The organism is Vibrio sp. 10N.222.55.C7 (assembly GCF_041473335.1).
Lineage (GTDB): Bacteria > Pseudomonadota > Gammaproteobacteria > Enterobacterales > Vibrionaceae > Vibrio > Vibrio crassostreae_C.
Window position 1 is genome coordinate 24,279 of record NZ_JBFRSC010000009.1, and the last position, 14,411, is coordinate 38,689.

Genomic DNA, 14,411 nt, shown 5'->3' on the forward strand with positions numbered 1-14,411 from the left:
GAGATACGAGATACGAGATATTTTTGAAAAATGGCGCAGACAAGACAAGCAAAAAATGCCAAACATCATGGTGCAATTTCTATTGTCTATTCCTTGTTCTACAGACACAAAAAAGCCGAGCTAATGCTCGGCTTTTGTATTAAGAATCTAGTATAGATTACTCAGCAGCTTCTTCAGCAGCTGGGCGGTCTACAAGCTCAATGTAAGCCATTGGAGCTTTATCACCAGTACGGAAACCACATTTAAGAATGCGAGTGTAACCACCTTGGCGAGCCGCGAAACGCGGGCCTAGTTCATTAAATAGTTTTGCCACAACTTCGTTATCACGAGTGCGAGCAAATGCAAGACGACGGTTAGCAACACTGTCTGTCTTAGCTAGGGTAATCAATGGCTCAATTACGCGACGTAGTTCTTTTGCTTTAGGCACGGTAGTTTTAATAACTTCGTGACGAACAAGAGAGCTAGCCATGTTGCTGAACATCGCTTTGCGATGACTGCTGTTGCGGTTGAGTTGACGACCACTTTTACGATGGCGCATGACCTAATCCTTCTAACTTTTCGATTAATCTTCAGCGATTGACGCTGGTGGCCAGTTTTCTAGACGCATGCCTAGAGAAAGACCACGTGAAGCAAGCACATCTTTAATCTCTGTAAGAGATTTCTTACCAAGGTTTGGCGTTTTAAGTAGCTCAACCTCAGTGCGCTGTACAAGATCACCGATGTAGTGAATCGCTTCTGCTTTCAAACAGTTAGCAGAGCGAACTGTTAGTTCAAGATCGTCTACAGGACGTAGTAGGATAGGATCGAATTCTGGCTTCTCTTCCTTCTCCTCAGGTACACGTACATCACGAAGATCTACGAACGCATCCAGTTGTTCAGCTAAAATAGTAGCTGCTCGACGGATTGCTTCCTCAGGTTCTAGAGTACCGTTCGTTTCCATATCGATAACAAGCTTGTCTAAATCAGTACGTTGTTCTACACGTGCCGCTTCTACAGCGTAAGCGATTTTATCAACCGGGCTGTAAGTAGCGTCAACTAGTAGACGACCGATAGGACGCTCATCTTCTTCAGTATGGATACGAGCTGAAGCTGGAACGTAACCACGACCACGTTCTACTTTGATACGCATAGCGATCTCAGCGTTGTCATCCGTTAGGTGACAAATTACGTGCTCAGGGTTAGCGATCTCTACATCACCATCGTGGGTGATGTCACCTGCAACAACAGGGCCTGAGCCTGATTTGTTCAGTGTAATAAACACTTCATCTTTGCCTTCAGCAACGCGTACAGCCAAACCTTTAAGGTTTAGAAGGATTTCCAGGATATCTTCCTGAACGCCTTCTTTAGTGCTGTATTCGTGTAGCACACCTTCAATTTCAACTTCTGTTACGGCACAACCCGGCATAGAAGATAGAAGAATGCGGCGAAGAGCATTACCTAGAGTGTGGCCGAAACCGCGCTCTAATGGCTCAAGAGTTACTTTCGCGTGTGTCGTATTGATCTGTTCAATGTCAACAAGACGCGGCTTAAGAAATTCTGTTACAGAACCCTGCATTGTGTCCTCTCTTTTTTTAACCTTACTTAGAGTAAAGTTCGACGATCAAGTGTTCATTGATGTCAGCTGATAGGTCAGAACGCTCAGGCATACGCTTGAATGTACCTTCCATTTTGCCAGCATCTACTTCAATCCAAGTTGGCTTTTCACGTTGTTCAGCAACTTCTAGAGCCGCTTTAATACGAGATTGCTGTTTAGCTTTCTCGCGGATAGAAACAACGTCGTTTGCCGCTACTTTGAAAGAAGGAACGTTTACAACTTTACCGTTAACTAGAATAGACTTGTGGCTAACTAGTTGACGAGATTCAGCACGAGTAGCGCCAAAGCCCATACGGTAAACTACGTTATCAAGACGACCTTCAAGAAGCTGAAGCAGGTTTGCACCTGTGTTGCCTTTAAGACGTGCAGCTTCTTTGTAGTAGTTGCGGAATTGTTTTTCTAGAACGCCGTAGATACGACGAACTTTTTGCTTCTCACGAAGCTGAACGCCATACTCAGATAGACGACCGCGACGAGCGCCGTGTACACCTGGTGCGTTATCAATTTTACACTTGGTATCGATCGCACGGACACCAGACTTAAGGAATAAGTCAGTACCTTCGCGACGGCTAAGCTTAAGCTTAGGACCCAAATATCTTGCCATGATCTTTCTCCAATATTCCTAGAAACGAAACTTAAACGCGACGTTTCTTAGGTGGACGACAACCGTTATGAGGGATTGGTGTCGCATCAACAATGTTAGTGATACGGAAACCAGCAGCGTTCAGTGCACGAACAGTAGATTCGCGACCTGGACCTGGACCCTTAACCATAACTTCCAAGTTCTTTAGGCCATATTCTTTAGCCATTTCACCACAACGCTCAGCTGCAACTTGTGCTGCGAACGGAGTAGATTTACGAGAACCACGGAAACCTGAACCACCTGCTGTAGCCCATGCAAGAGCGTTGCCTTGACGGTCAGTGATAGTTACGATTGTGTTGTTGAAAGAAGCATGAATGTGCGCTACGCCATCAGCTACTTGCTTGCGTACGCGCTTACGCGCGCGAGTTGGTTGTTTTGCCATTGTACTCTACCTTATCCGACTATTTCTTGATCGGCTTGCGCGGACCCTTACGGGTGCGAGCGTTGGTTTTAGTACGCTGTCCACGTAGTGGTAGACTGCGACGATGACGAAGACCGCGGTAACAGCCAAGGTCCATAAGACGCTTGATGTTCATCGATACTTCACGACGTAGATCACCTTCTACAGTGTACTTAGCTACACCATCACGCAGTTGATCGATCTGCTCTTCAGTTAGTTCACTGATCTTAGCATCTTCAGCAATACCCACTTCAGCTAGAATAGCTTGAGAGCGAGTTTTACCGATACCGTAGATTGCAGTAAGTGCAATTACAGAATGCTTATGATCAGGAATGTTAATGCCGGCTATACGGGCCATTATTCACTCCTAAGGGGTTCATAAAAGAATTATCCGCAGCAAAGCCCGTTATGGATACGCTGCGGCATACTACTTCTTTTGCACGCAAAAGGTAGGCCGAGGAATATACTCGACTCTACCTTGTATTTCAAGTAAAAATTTCTGCTATTAGCCTTGGCGTTGCTTATGCTTTGGCTCACTGCAAATCACGCGAACGACACCGTTACGCTTGATAACTTTACAGTTACGGCAGATTTTTTTAACGGAAGCACGAACTTTCATTGCTAAACTCCGTAAATGGAATCGAAATTGTTACCACCGAATTAACGGCCGTAACCCTTCAGATTCGCTTTCTTTAACACAGAATCATACTGTTGTGACATCAGATGAGTCTGTACCTGTGCCATGAAATCCATGATAACTACCACTACGATTAGTAGTGATGTGCCGCCAAAGTAGAAACGAACGTTCCACGCGACCATCATGAACTCAGGAATCAGACATATAAAAGTAATGTATAGAGCGCCCGCAAGGGTTAGTCTAGTCATCACTTTATCGATATATTTCGCTGTCTGCTCACCTGGGCGGATACCGGGTACGAATGCACCAGACTTCTTCAAGTTATCAGCTGTTTCACGTGGGTTAAACACCAACGCTGTATAGAAGAAACAGAAGAAGATTATAGCTGCTGCATAAAGCATTACATACAAAGGTTGACCTGGGCTAAGAGCTAATGACACGTCAGTTAACCAACCGAACGCGCTGCTTTCACCATTTTGACCAAACCACTGCGCTAATGTTCCTGGGAACAAAATAATACTTGATGCGAAAATCGCTGGAATAACACCTGCCATATTAATCTTAAGAGGCAAGTGAGAGCTTTGTGCTGCAAAAACTTTACGACCTTGTTGACGTTTCGCATAGTTAACGACGATACGACGTTGACCACGTTCCATGAAAACTACGAAGTAAATAACAGCAAAAGACAATACAGCAATCAACAGCAGAAGAAGCACATGCAATTCACCTTGACGCGCTTGCTCGATTGTTTGACCGATTGCAGAAGGCAATCCAGCAACAATACCTGCAAAAATCAGAATGGAAATACCATTACCGATTCCTCGCTCAGTGATTTGTTCACCTAACCACATTAAGAACATGGTACCAGTTACTAAACTCACGGTAGCAATAAGCGTAAACATGGTTTGGTTGATAACAACCAGATTGTCGACCATGTTTGGTAAGCCTGTTGCGATACCAATAGCTTGGAATGTTGCAAGTACAAGCGTGCCGTAGCGTGTATATTGGCTTATCTTACGACGGCCTGCTTCACCCTCTTTCTTGAGTTCCGCTAACGCTGGATGAACTACAGTTAGCAATTGGACTACGATCGATGCCGAAATGTACGGCATGATACCCAATGCTAATATAGATGCACGCTCAAGAGCACCACCGGAGAACATGTTAAACATTTCTACGATGGTACCTTTTTGCTGATCGAACAAATCGGCAAGTACAGCTGCGTCAATACCAGGGATCGGCACAAAAGAGCCGGCTCGGAATACTAAAAGTGCACCAATTACGAATAATAAGCGCGACTTTAGTTCACTTAAGCCGCTCTGAGCACTACGAAAATCTTGTCCTGGTTTCTTAGCCATCTGTACCTCGTTCCTCGAGATTATTCCTCGATTTTACCGCCTGCAGCTTCGATTGCAGCTTTAGCGCCTTTAGTCACGCGTAGACCTTTAACAGTCACAGCTTTGCTTAGGTCACCAGAAAGAACGATCTTAACAAACTCGATGTTCTTAGTGATAACGTTAGCAGCTTTAAGGCTGTTAAGATCAACTACGTCACCTGTTACTTTCGCTAGCTCAGCTAGACGAACTTCAGCAGACACTAGGCTCTTACGAGAAGTGAAACCGAATTTAGGTAGACGTTGTTTTAGAGGCATTTGACCGCCTTCAAAACCTGGACGAACAGAGCCGCCAGAACGTGACTTTTGACCTTTGTGACCGCGGCCACCTGTTTTACCAAGGCCAGAACCGATACCACGACCTACACGCTTCTTAGAAGGTTTAGAGCCAGCAGCCGGTGATAGAGTATTCAAACGCATTCTGATTACTCCTCAATCTTAACCATGTAGTAAACCTTGTTGATCATACCGCGTACGCACGGTGTATCTTCAAGTTCTACTGTATGGTTGATGCGACGAAGACCTAGACCTTTAAGACACGCTTTGTGCTTAGGTAGGCGACCAATTGAGCTTTTAGTTTGAGTTACTTTAATAGTTGCCATCGTGTGCTTACTCCGAAATAGATTCAACAGTTAGACCACGTTTAGCAGCAACCATTTCTGGTGACTTAACGTCTACTAGAGCACCAATCGTTGCACGAACGATGTTGATCGGGTTCGTTGAACCGTATGCTTTAGAAAGTACGTTATGTACGCCCGCAACTTCAAGTACAGCACGCATTGCACCGCCGGCAATAACACCTGTACCTTCTGCAGCTGGCTGCATGTAAACTTTAGAGCCCGAATGACGACCTTTCACCGGGTGGTGAAGAGTGCCTTCGTTAAGCGATACTGTAACCATGTTACGGCGCGCTTTTTCCATTGCTTTTTGAATCGCAGCAGGTACTTCACGAGCTTTGCCGTAACCGAAACCTACGCGACCGTTACCGTCACCAACTACTGTTAGTGCAGTAAAGCTCATGATTCGACCACCTTTAACCGTCTTAGATACACGGTTAACTGCGATCAGCTTTTCTTGCAAATCATTAGCTTGTTGTTGTTCTTTAGCCATCTTCCAACCCTACCTTAGAATTTCAGACCAGCTTCGCGAGCAGATTCTGCTAGCGCCGCTACTCGACCGTGGTATTGGAAACCAGAACGATCAAATGCAACTGAAGCTACGCCTTTTTCAAGAGCGCGCTCAGCAACAGCTTTACCAACTGCTTTAGCTGCATCAACGTTACCAGTGTTCTTAACTTGCTCACGGATCGCTTTTTCTACAGTAGAAGCAGCTGCGATAACCTCAGAGCCGTTTGCCGCGATAACTTGTGCGTAAACATGGCGAGGAGTACGGTGTACTACCAGGCGAGTTGCACCAAGTTCTGCAATCTTACGACGTGCACGTGTAGCACGACGGATGCGAGATGCTTTCTTATCCATAGTGATACCTTACTTCTTCTTAGCTTCTTTAGTACGCACATTTTCATCTGCGTAACGAACACCTTTGCCTTTGTAAGGCTCAGGAGCACGGTAAGAACGAATGTCAGCCGCAACTTGACCTACTACTTGCTTATCGCAACCAGTAATGATGATCTCAGTTTGGCTAGGGCACTCAGCTTTAATACCTTCAGGTAGAGCGTGCTCTACTGGGTGAGAAAAACCAAGAGTTAGAGCTACAGAGTTGCCTTTCATAGCAGCACGGTAACCAACACCCTTAAGAGTTAGCTTCTTAGTGAAGCCCTCAGTAACACCCACAACCATGTTATTAACTAGAGCGCGAGCTGTACCAGCTTGTGCCCATGCGTTAGTAACACCTTCTTTCGGACCGAAAGTTAGGTTGGTTTCTTCCTGTGCAATAACTACGGCGCTGTTAAGAACGCGAGTAAGCTCACCTTTGCTACCTTTTACAGTAACTTCTTGGCCGTTTAGTTTCACCTCTACGCCAGCTGGAATAGCGACAGGTGCTTTAGCAACACGAGACATAATCTACTCCTTAAGCTACGTAACAGATGATTTCACCGCCAAGACCTGCTTTACGAGCAGCACGGTCAGACATCAGACCCTTGGAAGTAGAAACAACTGCAATACCAAGACCACCCATCACTGTAGGTAAAGAGTCTTTATTTTTATAAACTCTTAGACCAGGACGTGATACACGCTTGATTTGCTCGATTACAGGTTTAGCTTGGAAGTACTTAAGAGTAACTTCTAGCTCAGGTTTTGCTTCGCTGTTAACAGCGAAGTCTACGATGTAACCTTCAGCTTTAAGTAATGCAGCAATTGCAACTTTAAGCTTTGAAGAAGGCATTTTTACAGCAACTTTGTTTGCTGCCTGACCGTTACGAACTCGGGTCAGCATATCCGAAATCGGATCTTGCATGCTCATAAGATTTACTCCAAATGATTAAGTGGCAATTACCAGCTAGCCTTACGAAGACCCGGAATCTCGCCTTTCATGCAAGCTTCACGAACCTTAATGCGGCTTAGACCGAATTTACGTAGGTAACCGTGTGGACGACCAGTTTGGTTGCAACGGTTGCGCTGACGTGATGCACTTGAATCACGTGGAAGAGATTGCAGTTTAAGAACCGCATTCCAACGATCTTCTTCAGATGCGTTTACATCGCTAATGATAACTTTTAGCGCAGAACGCTTTTCAGCGAACTTAGCTACTAGTTTTGCACGTTTAGCTTCACGTGCTTTCATTGATTGTTTAGCCATAACAGTAACCCTACCCTTACTTACGGAATGGGAAGTTAAAGGCAGCCAGCAGAGCTCGGCCTTCCTCATCGGAACCCGCAGAAGTCGTGATAGTGATATCAAGACCGCGGACACGATCGACTTTATCGTAGTCGATTTCCGGAAAGATGATTTGCTCGCGAACGCCCATGCTGTAGTTACCGCGACCGTCAAAAGACTTAGCGCTAACACCACGGAAATCACGTACACGTGGAAGTGCGATAGAGATTAAACGCTCTAAAAATTCCCACATGCGCTCACCACGCAAGGTTACTTTACAACCAATTGGGTAGCCTTCACGAATTTTGAAACCAGCTACAGATTTACGCGCTTTAGTGATAAGTGGCTTTTGACCAGAGATCGTTGCCATATCAGCTGCTGCGTTTTCTAGCAGTTTCTTATCGTTGATTGCTTCACCAACGCCCATATTTAGGGTGATTTTCTCAATCCTAGGGACTTGCATGACGCTTGTGTAGCTGAACTCTTTGGTAAGCTCAGCGACTACAGACGACTTGTAGTAATCATGCAGTTTCGCCATAGTAGAACTCCAAATTACTTCTAATTAGTTAGAAACAGTTTCGCCGTTAGATTTGAAGAAACGAACTTTCTTACCATCTTCGATACGGAAACCGATACGGTCTGCTTTACCAGTAGCCGCGTTAAAAACAGCAACGTTAGAAGCATCAATAGCTGCTTCTTGTTCAACGATGCCACCTTGTTGACCTAGAGCCGGAACCGGCTTTTGGTGTTTCTTAACAAGGTTGATGCCTTCAACGATAACTTTACCAGTTGTCAGAACCTTAGTTACTTTACCTTTCTTGCCTTTATCTTTACCAGCAAGAATGATTACTTCGTCATTACGACGGATTTTAGCTGCCATATTGCCGCTCCTTACAGAACTTCAGGTGCTAGTGATACAATCTTCATGAATTTCGCGTTACGAAGTTCACGAGTCACAGGACCAAAGATACGTGTGCCGACTGGTTGCTCAGTAGTGTCATTTAACAATACACAAGCATTACTGTCGAAGCGAATGACAGAACCGTCTGGGCGACGAACGCCTTTACGGGTGCGCACTACTACCGCCTTCAGAACATCACCTTTCTTTACTTTACCGCGAGGAATCGCTTCCTTCACTGTAACCTTGATGACGTCACCGATATGTGCATAACGGCGGTGAGAGCCACCCAGAACCTTAATACACATTACCTTGCGCGCGCCAGAGTTATCTGCTGCGTCAAGTGTACTTTGCATCTGGATCATTGTTAGTGCTCCGCTAAATATTAAAACTAGACCCTCTCGGGTCGGGCTGCCTCTTTAAAAGGGACGCGAATTGTACCACCCTTTTTTTAAATTGGGTAGACAAAAAACAAGCGGCTCCAAAAAATTATTTGGAGCCGCTTATAAGTTATAGAATTACAAAGATTAAATCTTCGCTTTTTCTAGAACTTTAACCAATGTCCAAGACTTAGTCTTAGACAGAGGACGACACTCAGCGATTTCAACTTTGTCGCCTAGGCCACAAGTGTTGTCTTCGTCGTGTGCGTGTACTTTAGTCGTGCGTTTGATGAACTTACCGTAAATTGGGTGTTTTACAGTGCGCTCAATAGCAACAACGATAGACTTGTCCATCTTGTCACTTACTACACGGCCTTGCTGGATGCGGTTAGTTTCGCTCATTATGCGCCTGCCTTTTCAGTCAAAACAGTTTTCACACGTGCGATGTCACGGCGTACAGCTTTTAGAGTATGAGTTTGCTGTAGTTGACCAGTTGCAGCTTGCATGCGCAAGTTGAACTGTTCACGTAGCAAATTCAATAGCTCAGCGTTAAGCTCTTCAACGTTCTTTTCGCGTAGATCTTGTGCTTTCATCACATCACCTGCTTAGTTACAAAAGTAGTTTTAACAGGCAGTTTACGTGCCGCTAGGCGGAACGCTTCACGTGCCAACTCTTCAGGTACGCCATTCATCTCGTACATAACTTTGCCTGGTTGGATTTGAGCAACCCAGTACGCAACTGAACCTTTACCTTTACCTTGACGAACTTCAAGAGGCTTTTCAGTAATCGGCTTGTCTGGGAATACACGGATCCAGATTTGACCTTGACGCTTAATGTGACGTGTCATAGCACGACGTGCCGCTTCGATTTGACGTGCAGTCAGACGACCACGGCCAACAGCTTTAAGACCGAATTCGCCGAAGCTTACTTCAGTACCTTTAGCTAGACCACGGTTACGACCAGTCATAACCTTGCGGAACTTAGTACGTTTTGGTTGTAGCATCGTTCGACTCCTTACTTACGGCCTTTACGCTGCTTCTTAGGCTTATCGCCTTTTGGCTCTACTGCGTTAGCAGCTGGCATACCGCCTAGAATCTCACCTTTGAAGATCCAAACTTTAATGCCGATCACACCGTATTGAGTGTGAGCCGAAGAAGTTGCGTAATCAATGTCTGCACGTAGAGTGTGTAGAGGCACACGGCCTTCACGGTACCACTCAGAACGTGCGATTTCAGCACCGCCAAGACGGCCGCCTACTTGTACTTTGATGCCTTTAGCGCCTAGACGCATAGCATTTTGTACCGCACGCTTCATTGCACGACGGAACATAACACGACGCTCTAGTTGAGACGCGATGCTATCAGCTACAAGCTGACCATCTAGCTCAGGCTTACGTACTTCAGCGATGTTAATTTGCGCTGGTACACCTGCGATTTTAGCTACAGCTGCGCGTAGCTTCTCTACGTCTTCACCTTTCTTACCGATAACAACGCCAGGACGAGCAGTGTGAATAGTCACACGGATGCTCTTAGCTGGACGCTCGATAACGATACGAGATAATGATGCTTTTTGTAGTTCCTTTGTAAGGAACTGACGTACCTTGAAGTCGCCGTCTAGGTTGTCAGCGAATTCGTTGGTATTAGCAAACCATGTAGCATTCCAAGGCTTAACGATGCCAAGACGAATACCATTAGGATGTACTTTCTGACCCATTGCTTACTCTCCTAGTCTTTAGCGATCTGCTACAACAATAGTGATGTGGCTTGAACGCTTCAAGATACGATCCGCACGACCTTTAGCACGAGGCATAATACGCTTCATGATAGGGCCCTCATCTACGAAGATTTTAGCGACATTTAGATCGTCGATATCTGCACCTTCGTTATGTTCCGCGTTAGCGATAGCTGACTCAAGAACCTTCTTAACTAATACAGCAGCTTTTTTGTTGCTGAAAGTTAGAATTTCTAGAGCTTGGTCTACCGACTTACCGCGAATTTGGTCTGCAACTAAGCGAGCTTTCTGTGGAGAAATACGAGCAAAGTTATGTTTAGCTAAAGCTTCCATCATCTACTCCTTATTTCTTCTTAGCTTTCTTATCTGCAGCATGACCGCGATAAGTACGAGTTGGTGCAAATTCGCCCAGTTTGTGACCGATCATTTCTTCGGTAACGAAAACTGGAACGTGCTGACGACCATTATGGACAGCGATGGTCAAACCAATCATTGTTGGGATGATCATTGAGCGACGGGACCAAGTCTTAATAGGCTTTTTGTCTCCGCTTTCCACCGCTTTCTCTACCTTCTTCAGCAAGTGTAGGTCAATAAAAGGACCTTTCTTGAGAGAACGTGGCATGGCGATTCCTCTTTATAAATTATTTAGTGCGACGACGTACGATGTACTTGTCAGTGCGCTTGTTCTTACGAGTCTTGAAGCCCTTAGTAGGAACGCCCCAAGGAGAAACTGGGTGACGACCACCAGATGTGCGGCCTTCACCACCACCATGTGGGTGATCCACCGGGTTCATTACTACACCACGTACGGTTGGACGTACGCCGCGCCAGCGTGAAGCACCAGCTTTACCAAGTTCACGTAGCATATGCTCAGAGTTACCAACTTCACCGATCGTTGCACGACCTTCAGAAAGAACTTTGCGCATCTCACCAGAACGTAGACGGATAGTTACGTATGCACCATCGCGAGCGATGATTTGAGCATAAGCACCAGCCGAACGAGCTAGTTGAGCACCTTTACCAGGCTTAAGTTCAACACAGTGTACAGTAGAACCTACTGGGATGTTGCGCATCGGCAGAGTGTTACCTGCTTTGATTGCAGCATCTACGCCAGATTGAATCTGGTCGCCTGCGTTAACACCTTTAGGTGCAATGATGTAACGACGCTCACCGTCTGCGTACAGAACTAGAGCGATGTTAGCACTACGGTTTGGATCGTATTCTAGACGCTCAACTTTCGCTGGGATGCCATCTTTAGTACGTTTGAAGTCAATTACACGGTAATGGTGCTTATGACCACCACCGATGTGACGTACTGTAATACGACCGTTGTTGTTACGACCACCGTTCTTAGAGTTTTTCTCTAGAAGTGGTGCGTATGGCTTACCCTTGTGTAGGTCAGCGTTAACAACTTTAACGACGTGACGACGACCAGGGGAAGTCGGCTTACATTTAACAATAGCCATTTTTACTACTCCTGTTATTCCGCGCCGCCAACGAAGTCAAGATCTTGACCTTCTTTCAAAGTAACGTAGGCTTTCTTAACGTCTGAACGACGGCCTTCACGCATACCTTGACGTTTGGTCTTACCCTTTAATACAAGAGTATTTACAGACTTAACTTCAACTTCAAATAGCTTTTCTACAGCTGCTTTGATCTCTTTCTTAGTTGCATCTTTAGCTACTTTGAAAACGATAGTGTTCGCTTTCTCAGCTGCCATAGTTGCTTTTTCAGAGATGTGCGGAGCACGTAGAACTTTTAAGATACGCTCTTCAGTGATCATGCTAGCATCTCCTCAACTTGCTTAACTGCGTCAGCAGTCATTAGAACCTTGTCGAAAGCGATTAGTGATACTGGATCAACACCAGCAACATCACGTGCATCTACTTTGTATAGGTTACGAGCAGCTAAGAATAGATTTTCATCTACTTCGCCAGTCACAATCAGAACGTCGCTTAGCTCAAGCTCTTTAAGCTTAGCTACAAGTTCTTTTGTTTTTGGTGCTTCTACAGAGAAGTTATCAACAACGATTAAACGCTCTTGACGAACTAGCTCAGAAAGAATGCTCTTCATAGCACCGCGGTACATTTTTTTGTTTACTTTTTGGCTGTGATCTTGTGGTTTCGCAGCAAAAGTAACACCACCTGTACGCCAGATTGGGCTACGAATTGTACCAGCACGTGCGCGGCCAGTACCTTTTTGACGCCATGGCTTAGCGCCACCGCCAGATACTTCAGAACGAGTCTTTTGAGCACGAGTACCTTGACGAGCACCTGCTGCATATGCAACAACTACTTGGTGTACAAGAGCTTCGTTGAAGTCACGTCCGAAAGTAGTCTCGGAAACAGTTAGTGCATCAGCACCTTTAACCATCAATTCCATTACTTACTCCTAGACGTTATGCTTTAACAGCAGGTTTTACGATCACGTTTCCGCCTGTTGAGCCCGGTACTGCACCTTTAATAAGGAGTAGATTGCGCTCAGCGTCAACACGTACGATCTCTAGGTTTTGAGTCGTTACACGCTCAGCACCCATGTGACCTGCCATTTTCTTGCCTTTAAACACGCGGCCTGGAGTTTGACATTGGCCAATTGAACCCGGTGCGCGGTGAGACAAAGAGTTACCGTGAGTCATATCTTGAGTAGAGAAATTCCAACGCTTGATAGCGCCTTGGAAGCCTTTACCTTTAGATGTACCAGTAACGTCTACTTTTTTAATTTCGTTGAAAAGTTCTACGTTTAGCTCAGCGCCAACTTCAAACTCTTCGCCGTTTTCTAAACGGAATTCCCAAAGACCGCGACCTGCTTCTACACCCGCTTTCGCGAAGTGACCAGCTTCAGGTTTAGTTACACGGTTAGCTTTCTTAGCACCAGTAGTTACTTGGATTGCTGCGTAGCCGTCTGTCTCAAGAGTTTTAACTTGAGAAATACGGTTCGCTTCAACCTCAACAACAGTTACTGGGATAGAAACGCCTTCTTCAGTAAATACGCGGGTCATACCCACTTTACGTCCGACTAGACCAATCATTATTCTTATCTCCCTTAACCTAGGCTGATTTGAACATCAACGCCAGCTGCAAGATCAAGACGCATTAGAGCATCAACAGTTTTATCTGTTGGCTCAACGATGTCGATCAAACGCTTGTGAGTACGGATTTCGTACTGATCACGTGCATCTTTGTTGACGTGTGGAGAGGTAAGAACAGTGAAACGCTCTTTACGAGTAGGAAGTGGAATAGGACCACGAACCTGTGCGCCAGTACGTTTTGCTGTTTCAACGATTTCCGCAGTTGAAGCATCGATTAGCTTGTAATCAAACGCTTTAAGGCGGATACGAATACGTTGGTTCTGCATGAGACAGAGCTCCAATTATTAAAAATTACACAAACAATATCGCCACTCAAACCCGATAAAACGAGAGAATGCCGATTGATTTATGTGAAACCGTAGCACCCAAAATTAGGACGCATTGTCAGTTAACTTTTGAAGTAAACAAGAAGTTTACTATTTTTATTAACCGCGAACATAAGCTGAGTATACATTACTAGGTAAGACCTACTCCTCAGTGCTCATTGGTTCACAACCAGCGTTAGCCAGTGCGATGCATTATACAGATCACACTTTAGTATGCAAGTAGTGTTGGAAAAATAATCGCAATTTATTGGAAGTTGGTTTTGTATCGAGAGGGAAGAAGACAGATGGAAGGTAATATTTCTTTTGAGAAAACAAAAGGGAAGCCGAAGCTCCCCTTTTCAGATGCGTGCTCTTCTAATGAAGAGAGTGCAAAAATCTAAATGCTATTAAGCGAAGATTTTAGCTACAACACCAGCACCAACTGTACGGCCACCTTCGCGGATTGCGAAACGTAGACCTTCGTCCATTGCGATTGGAGCGATTAGCTCAACAGTCATTTGAACGTTGTCACCTGGCATTACCATTTCTACGCCTTCTGGTAGAG

Annotated in this window: 28 protein-coding genes and 1 pseudogene; all 29 read right to left on the minus strand. The window is 45.3% G+C overall.

Features of this window, described 5'->3' with window-relative positions; translation table 11 throughout:
- Nucleotides 1–157 precede the first annotated feature (157 nt).
- Nucleotides 158–538, minus strand: coding sequence for a 50S ribosomal protein L17 (gene rplQ / locus AB4482_RS03820; protein WP_004729812.1), 381 nt, complete (start codon nucleotides 536–538; stop codon nucleotides 158–160).
- Nucleotides 539–562: 24 nt separating this feature from the next.
- Entirely contained in the window at nucleotides 563–1,555 is a 993-nt protein-coding gene (locus AB4482_RS03825; protein WP_004729813.1) for a DNA-directed RNA polymerase subunit alpha, read from the minus strand.
- 22 nt (nucleotides 1,556–1,577) lie between these two features.
- Nucleotides 1,578–2,198: a 30S ribosomal protein S4 gene (gene rpsD, locus AB4482_RS03830; RefSeq protein WP_004738777.1), complete on the minus strand. Its 621-nt coding sequence runs from the start codon at nucleotides 2,196–2,198 to the stop codon at nucleotides 1,578–1,580.
- A 31-nt stretch (nucleotides 2,199–2,229) separates the two neighbouring features.
- On the minus strand, nucleotides 2,230–2,619 hold the full coding sequence (gene rpsK / locus AB4482_RS03835) for a 30S ribosomal protein S11 (protein WP_004738778.1): 390 nt from the start codon (nucleotides 2,617–2,619) through the stop codon (nucleotides 2,230–2,232).
- Between the two features lie 19 nt (nucleotides 2,620–2,638).
- Nucleotides 2,639–2,995: a 30S ribosomal protein S13 gene (gene rpsM, locus AB4482_RS03840; RefSeq protein ID WP_004738779.1), complete on the minus strand. Its 357-nt coding sequence runs from the start codon at nucleotides 2,993–2,995 to the stop codon at nucleotides 2,639–2,641.
- Between the two features lie 147 nt (nucleotides 2,996–3,142).
- Nucleotides 3,143–3,256: a 50S ribosomal protein L36 gene (gene rpmJ / locus AB4482_RS03845; RefSeq protein ID WP_000868186.1), complete on the minus strand. Its 114-nt coding sequence runs from the start codon at nucleotides 3,254–3,256 to the stop codon at nucleotides 3,143–3,145.
- A gap of 41 nt (nucleotides 3,257–3,297) precedes the next feature.
- Nucleotides 3,298–4,632: a preprotein translocase subunit SecY gene (gene secY, locus AB4482_RS03850; RefSeq protein WP_004738781.1), complete on the minus strand. Its 1,335-nt coding sequence runs from the start codon at nucleotides 4,630–4,632 to the stop codon at nucleotides 3,298–3,300.
- A gap of 20 nt (nucleotides 4,633–4,652) precedes the next feature.
- Nucleotides 4,653–5,087, minus strand: coding sequence for a 50S ribosomal protein L15 (rplO, locus tag AB4482_RS03855; protein ID WP_004736758.1), 435 nt, complete (start codon nucleotides 5,085–5,087; stop codon nucleotides 4,653–4,655).
- A gap of 5 nt (nucleotides 5,088–5,092) precedes the next feature.
- Nucleotides 5,093–5,269: a 50S ribosomal protein L30 gene (rpmD, locus tag AB4482_RS03860; RefSeq protein ID WP_004736756.1), complete on the minus strand. Its 177-nt coding sequence runs from the start codon at nucleotides 5,267–5,269 to the stop codon at nucleotides 5,093–5,095.
- 7 nt (nucleotides 5,270–5,276) lie between these two features.
- Nucleotides 5,277–5,777: a 30S ribosomal protein S5 gene (rpsE, locus tag AB4482_RS03865; protein WP_017061307.1), complete on the minus strand. Its 501-nt coding sequence runs from the start codon at nucleotides 5,775–5,777 to the stop codon at nucleotides 5,277–5,279.
- A gap of 14 nt (nucleotides 5,778–5,791) precedes the next feature.
- Nucleotides 5,792–6,145, minus strand: coding sequence for a 50S ribosomal protein L18 (rplR, locus tag AB4482_RS03870; RefSeq protein ID WP_004738784.1), 354 nt, complete (start codon nucleotides 6,143–6,145; stop codon nucleotides 5,792–5,794).
- 9 nt (nucleotides 6,146–6,154) lie between these two features.
- Nucleotides 6,155–6,688, minus strand: coding sequence for a 50S ribosomal protein L6 (rplF, locus tag AB4482_RS03875; RefSeq protein WP_017063712.1), 534 nt, complete (start codon nucleotides 6,686–6,688; stop codon nucleotides 6,155–6,157).
- Between the two features lie 10 nt (nucleotides 6,689–6,698).
- Entirely contained in the window at nucleotides 6,699–7,091 is a 393-nt protein-coding gene (gene rpsH / locus AB4482_RS03880; protein ID WP_017061309.1) for a 30S ribosomal protein S8, read from the minus strand.
- A gap of 29 nt (nucleotides 7,092–7,120) precedes the next feature.
- Entirely contained in the window at nucleotides 7,121–7,426 is a 306-nt protein-coding gene (gene rpsN, locus AB4482_RS03885; protein WP_004738789.1) for a 30S ribosomal protein S14, read from the minus strand.
- Nucleotides 7,427–7,442: 16 nt separating this feature from the next.
- Nucleotides 7,443–7,982, minus strand: a complete 540-nt coding sequence (gene rplE, locus AB4482_RS03890) for a 50S ribosomal protein L5 (protein WP_004738790.1) — start codon at nucleotides 7,980–7,982, stop codon at nucleotides 7,443–7,445.
- A gap of 24 nt (nucleotides 7,983–8,006) precedes the next feature.
- Nucleotides 8,007–8,324 (minus strand): 50S ribosomal protein L24, encoded by a 318-nt coding sequence (gene rplX / locus AB4482_RS03895; RefSeq protein WP_004738792.1) that lies wholly within the window; start codon nucleotides 8,322–8,324, stop codon nucleotides 8,007–8,009.
- Nucleotides 8,325–8,335: 11 nt separating this feature from the next.
- Complete coding sequence (gene rplN, locus AB4482_RS03900) at nucleotides 8,336–8,707, minus strand: 50S ribosomal protein L14 (protein ID WP_004736740.1); 372 nt, start codon at nucleotides 8,705–8,707, stop codon at nucleotides 8,336–8,338.
- A 162-nt stretch (nucleotides 8,708–8,869) separates the two neighbouring features.
- The gene (gene rpsQ, locus AB4482_RS03905) at nucleotides 8,870–9,124 is read right to left on the minus strand and encodes a 30S ribosomal protein S17 (protein ID WP_004736739.1); all 255 of its coding nucleotides are present in this window, start codon (nucleotides 9,122–9,124) and stop codon (nucleotides 8,870–8,872) included.
- Entirely contained in the window at nucleotides 9,124–9,315 is a 192-nt protein-coding gene (gene rpmC, locus AB4482_RS03910) for a 50S ribosomal protein L29 (protein ID WP_004736737.1), read from the minus strand. Before rpmC ends, rpsQ begins: the two co-directional genes overlap by 1 nt.
- Entirely contained in the window at nucleotides 9,315–9,725 is a 411-nt protein-coding gene (gene rplP / locus AB4482_RS03915) for a 50S ribosomal protein L16 (protein ID WP_004736736.1), read from the minus strand. The genes rpmC and rplP overlap by 1 nt, the downstream gene beginning before the upstream one ends.
- Nucleotides 9,726–9,736: 11 nt before the next feature.
- Entirely contained in the window at nucleotides 9,737–10,435 is a 699-nt protein-coding gene (gene rpsC / locus AB4482_RS03920; protein WP_004736734.1) for a 30S ribosomal protein S3, read from the minus strand.
- An 18-nt stretch (nucleotides 10,436–10,453) separates the two neighbouring features.
- Nucleotides 10,454–10,786, minus strand: coding sequence for a 50S ribosomal protein L22 (gene rplV, locus AB4482_RS03925; RefSeq protein WP_004736732.1), 333 nt, complete (start codon nucleotides 10,784–10,786; stop codon nucleotides 10,454–10,456).
- A gap of 10 nt (nucleotides 10,787–10,796) precedes the next feature.
- Nucleotides 10,797–11,075 (minus strand): 30S ribosomal protein S19, encoded by a 279-nt coding sequence (rpsS, locus tag AB4482_RS03930; protein ID WP_004736729.1) that lies wholly within the window; start codon nucleotides 11,073–11,075, stop codon nucleotides 10,797–10,799.
- 19 nt (nucleotides 11,076–11,094) lie between these two features.
- On the minus strand, nucleotides 11,095–11,919 hold the full coding sequence (gene rplB / locus AB4482_RS03935; RefSeq protein ID WP_010435149.1) for a 50S ribosomal protein L2: 825 nt from the start codon (nucleotides 11,917–11,919) through the stop codon (nucleotides 11,095–11,097).
- A gap of 14 nt (nucleotides 11,920–11,933) precedes the next feature.
- Entirely contained in the window at nucleotides 11,934–12,236 is a 303-nt protein-coding gene (gene rplW, locus AB4482_RS03940) for a 50S ribosomal protein L23 (RefSeq protein WP_004736765.1), read from the minus strand.
- Entirely contained in the window at nucleotides 12,233–12,835 is a 603-nt protein-coding gene (gene rplD, locus AB4482_RS03945) for a 50S ribosomal protein L4 (RefSeq protein WP_004738803.1), read from the minus strand. Before rplD ends, rplW begins: the two co-directional genes overlap by 4 nt.
- Nucleotides 12,836–12,851: 16 nt before the next feature.
- Nucleotides 12,852–13,481, minus strand: coding sequence for a 50S ribosomal protein L3 (gene rplC, locus AB4482_RS03950; RefSeq protein ID WP_004736763.1), 630 nt, complete (start codon nucleotides 13,479–13,481; stop codon nucleotides 12,852–12,854).
- Nucleotides 13,482–13,495: 14 nt separating this feature from the next.
- Nucleotides 13,496–13,807: a 30S ribosomal protein S10 gene (gene rpsJ / locus AB4482_RS03955; RefSeq protein WP_004736761.1), complete on the minus strand. Its 312-nt coding sequence runs from the start codon at nucleotides 13,805–13,807 to the stop codon at nucleotides 13,496–13,498.
- 446 nt (nucleotides 13,808–14,253) lie between these two features.
- Nucleotides 14,254–14,411: pseudogene (gene tuf, locus AB4482_RS03960) on the minus strand (elongation factor Tu); the annotation flags it as partial.

Bases quoted from the DNA above. Each gene is read 5' to 3' on its own strand.
- rplX (WP_004738792.1), bottom strand. From the start codon at position 8,324: ATGGCAGCTAAAATCCGTCGTAATGACGAAGTAATCATTCTTGCTGGT.
- rpsQ (WP_004736739.1), bottom strand. From the start codon at position 9,124: ATGAGCGAAACTAACCGCATCCAGCAAGGCCGTGTAGTAAGTGACAAG.
- rplW (WP_004736765.1), bottom strand. From the start codon at position 12,236: ATGATCACTGAAGAGCGTATCTTAAAAGTTCTACGTGCTCCGCACATC.
- AB4482_RS03825 (WP_004729813.1), bottom strand. From the start codon at position 1,555: ATGCAGGGTTCTGTAACAGAATTTCTTAAGCCGCGTCTTGTTGACATT.
- rpsN (WP_004738789.1), bottom strand. From the start codon at position 7,426: ATGGCTAAACAATCAATGAAAGCACGTGAAGCTAAACGTGCAAAACTA.
- rpsH (WP_017061309.1), bottom strand. From the start codon at position 7,091: ATGAGCATGCAAGATCCGATTTCGGATATGCTGACCCGAGTTCGTAAC.
- rplN (WP_004736740.1), bottom strand. From the start codon at position 8,707: ATGATCCAGATGCAAAGTACACTTGACGCAGCAGATAACTCTGGCGCG.
- secY (WP_004738781.1), bottom strand. From the start codon at position 4,632: ATGGCTAAGAAACCAGGACAAGATTTTCGTAGTGCTCAGAGCGGCTTA.
- rpmC (WP_004736737.1), bottom strand. From the start codon at position 9,315: ATGAAAGCACAAGATCTACGCGAAAAGAACGTTGAAGAGCTTAACGCT.
- rpsC (WP_004736734.1), bottom strand. From the start codon at position 10,435: ATGGGTCAGAAAGTACATCCTAATGGTATTCGTCTTGGCATCGTTAAG.
- rpsS (WP_004736729.1), bottom strand. From the start codon at position 11,075: ATGCCACGTTCTCTCAAGAAAGGTCCTTTTATTGACCTACACTTGCTG.
- rplP (WP_004736736.1), bottom strand. From the start codon at position 9,725: ATGCTACAACCAAAACGTACTAAGTTCCGCAAGGTTATGACTGGTCGT.
- rplC (WP_004736763.1), bottom strand. From the start codon at position 13,481: ATGATTGGTCTAGTCGGACGTAAAGTGGGTATGACCCGCGTATTTACT.
- rpsK (WP_004738778.1), bottom strand. From the start codon at position 2,619: ATGGCAAAACAACCAACTCGCGCGCGTAAGCGCGTACGCAAGCAAGTA.
- rplF (WP_017063712.1), bottom strand. From the start codon at position 6,688: ATGTCTCGTGTTGCTAAAGCACCTGTCGCTATTCCAGCTGGCGTAGAG.
- rplD (WP_004738803.1), bottom strand. From the start codon at position 12,835: ATGGAATTGATGGTTAAAGGTGCTGATGCACTAACTGTTTCCGAGACT.
- rplV (WP_004736732.1), bottom strand. From the start codon at position 10,786: ATGGAAGCTTTAGCTAAACATAACTTTGCTCGTATTTCTCCACAGAAA.
- rpsM (WP_004738779.1), bottom strand. From the start codon at position 2,995: ATGGCCCGTATAGCCGGCATTAACATTCCTGATCATAAGCATTCTGTA.
- rplE (WP_004738790.1), bottom strand. From the start codon at position 7,982: ATGGCGAAACTGCATGATTACTACAAGTCGTCTGTAGTCGCTGAGCTT.
- rpsD (WP_004738777.1), bottom strand. From the start codon at position 2,198: ATGGCAAGATATTTGGGTCCTAAGCTTAAGCTTAGCCGTCGCGAAGGT.
- rplR (WP_004738784.1), bottom strand. From the start codon at position 6,145: ATGGATAAGAAAGCATCTCGCATCCGTCGTGCTACACGTGCACGTCGT.
- rpmD (WP_004736756.1), bottom strand. From the start codon at position 5,269: ATGGCAACTATTAAAGTAACTCAAACTAAAAGCTCAATTGGTCGCCTA.
- rplQ (WP_004729812.1), bottom strand. From the start codon at position 538: ATGCGCCATCGTAAAAGTGGTCGTCAACTCAACCGCAACAGCAGTCAT.
- rpsJ (WP_004736761.1), bottom strand. From the start codon at position 13,807: ATGCAGAACCAACGTATTCGTATCCGCCTTAAAGCGTTTGATTACAAG.
- rplO (WP_004736758.1), bottom strand. From the start codon at position 5,087: ATGCGTTTGAATACTCTATCACCGGCTGCTGGCTCTAAACCTTCTAAG.
- rpsE (WP_017061307.1), bottom strand. From the start codon at position 5,777: ATGGCTAAAGAACAACAACAAGCTAATGATTTGCAAGAAAAGCTGATC.
- rpmJ (WP_000868186.1), bottom strand. From the start codon at position 3,256: ATGAAAGTTCGTGCTTCCGTTAAAAAAATCTGCCGTAACTGTAAAGTT.
- rplB (WP_010435149.1), bottom strand. From the start codon at position 11,919: ATGGCTATTGTTAAATGTAAGCCGACTTCCCCTGGTCGTCGTCACGTC.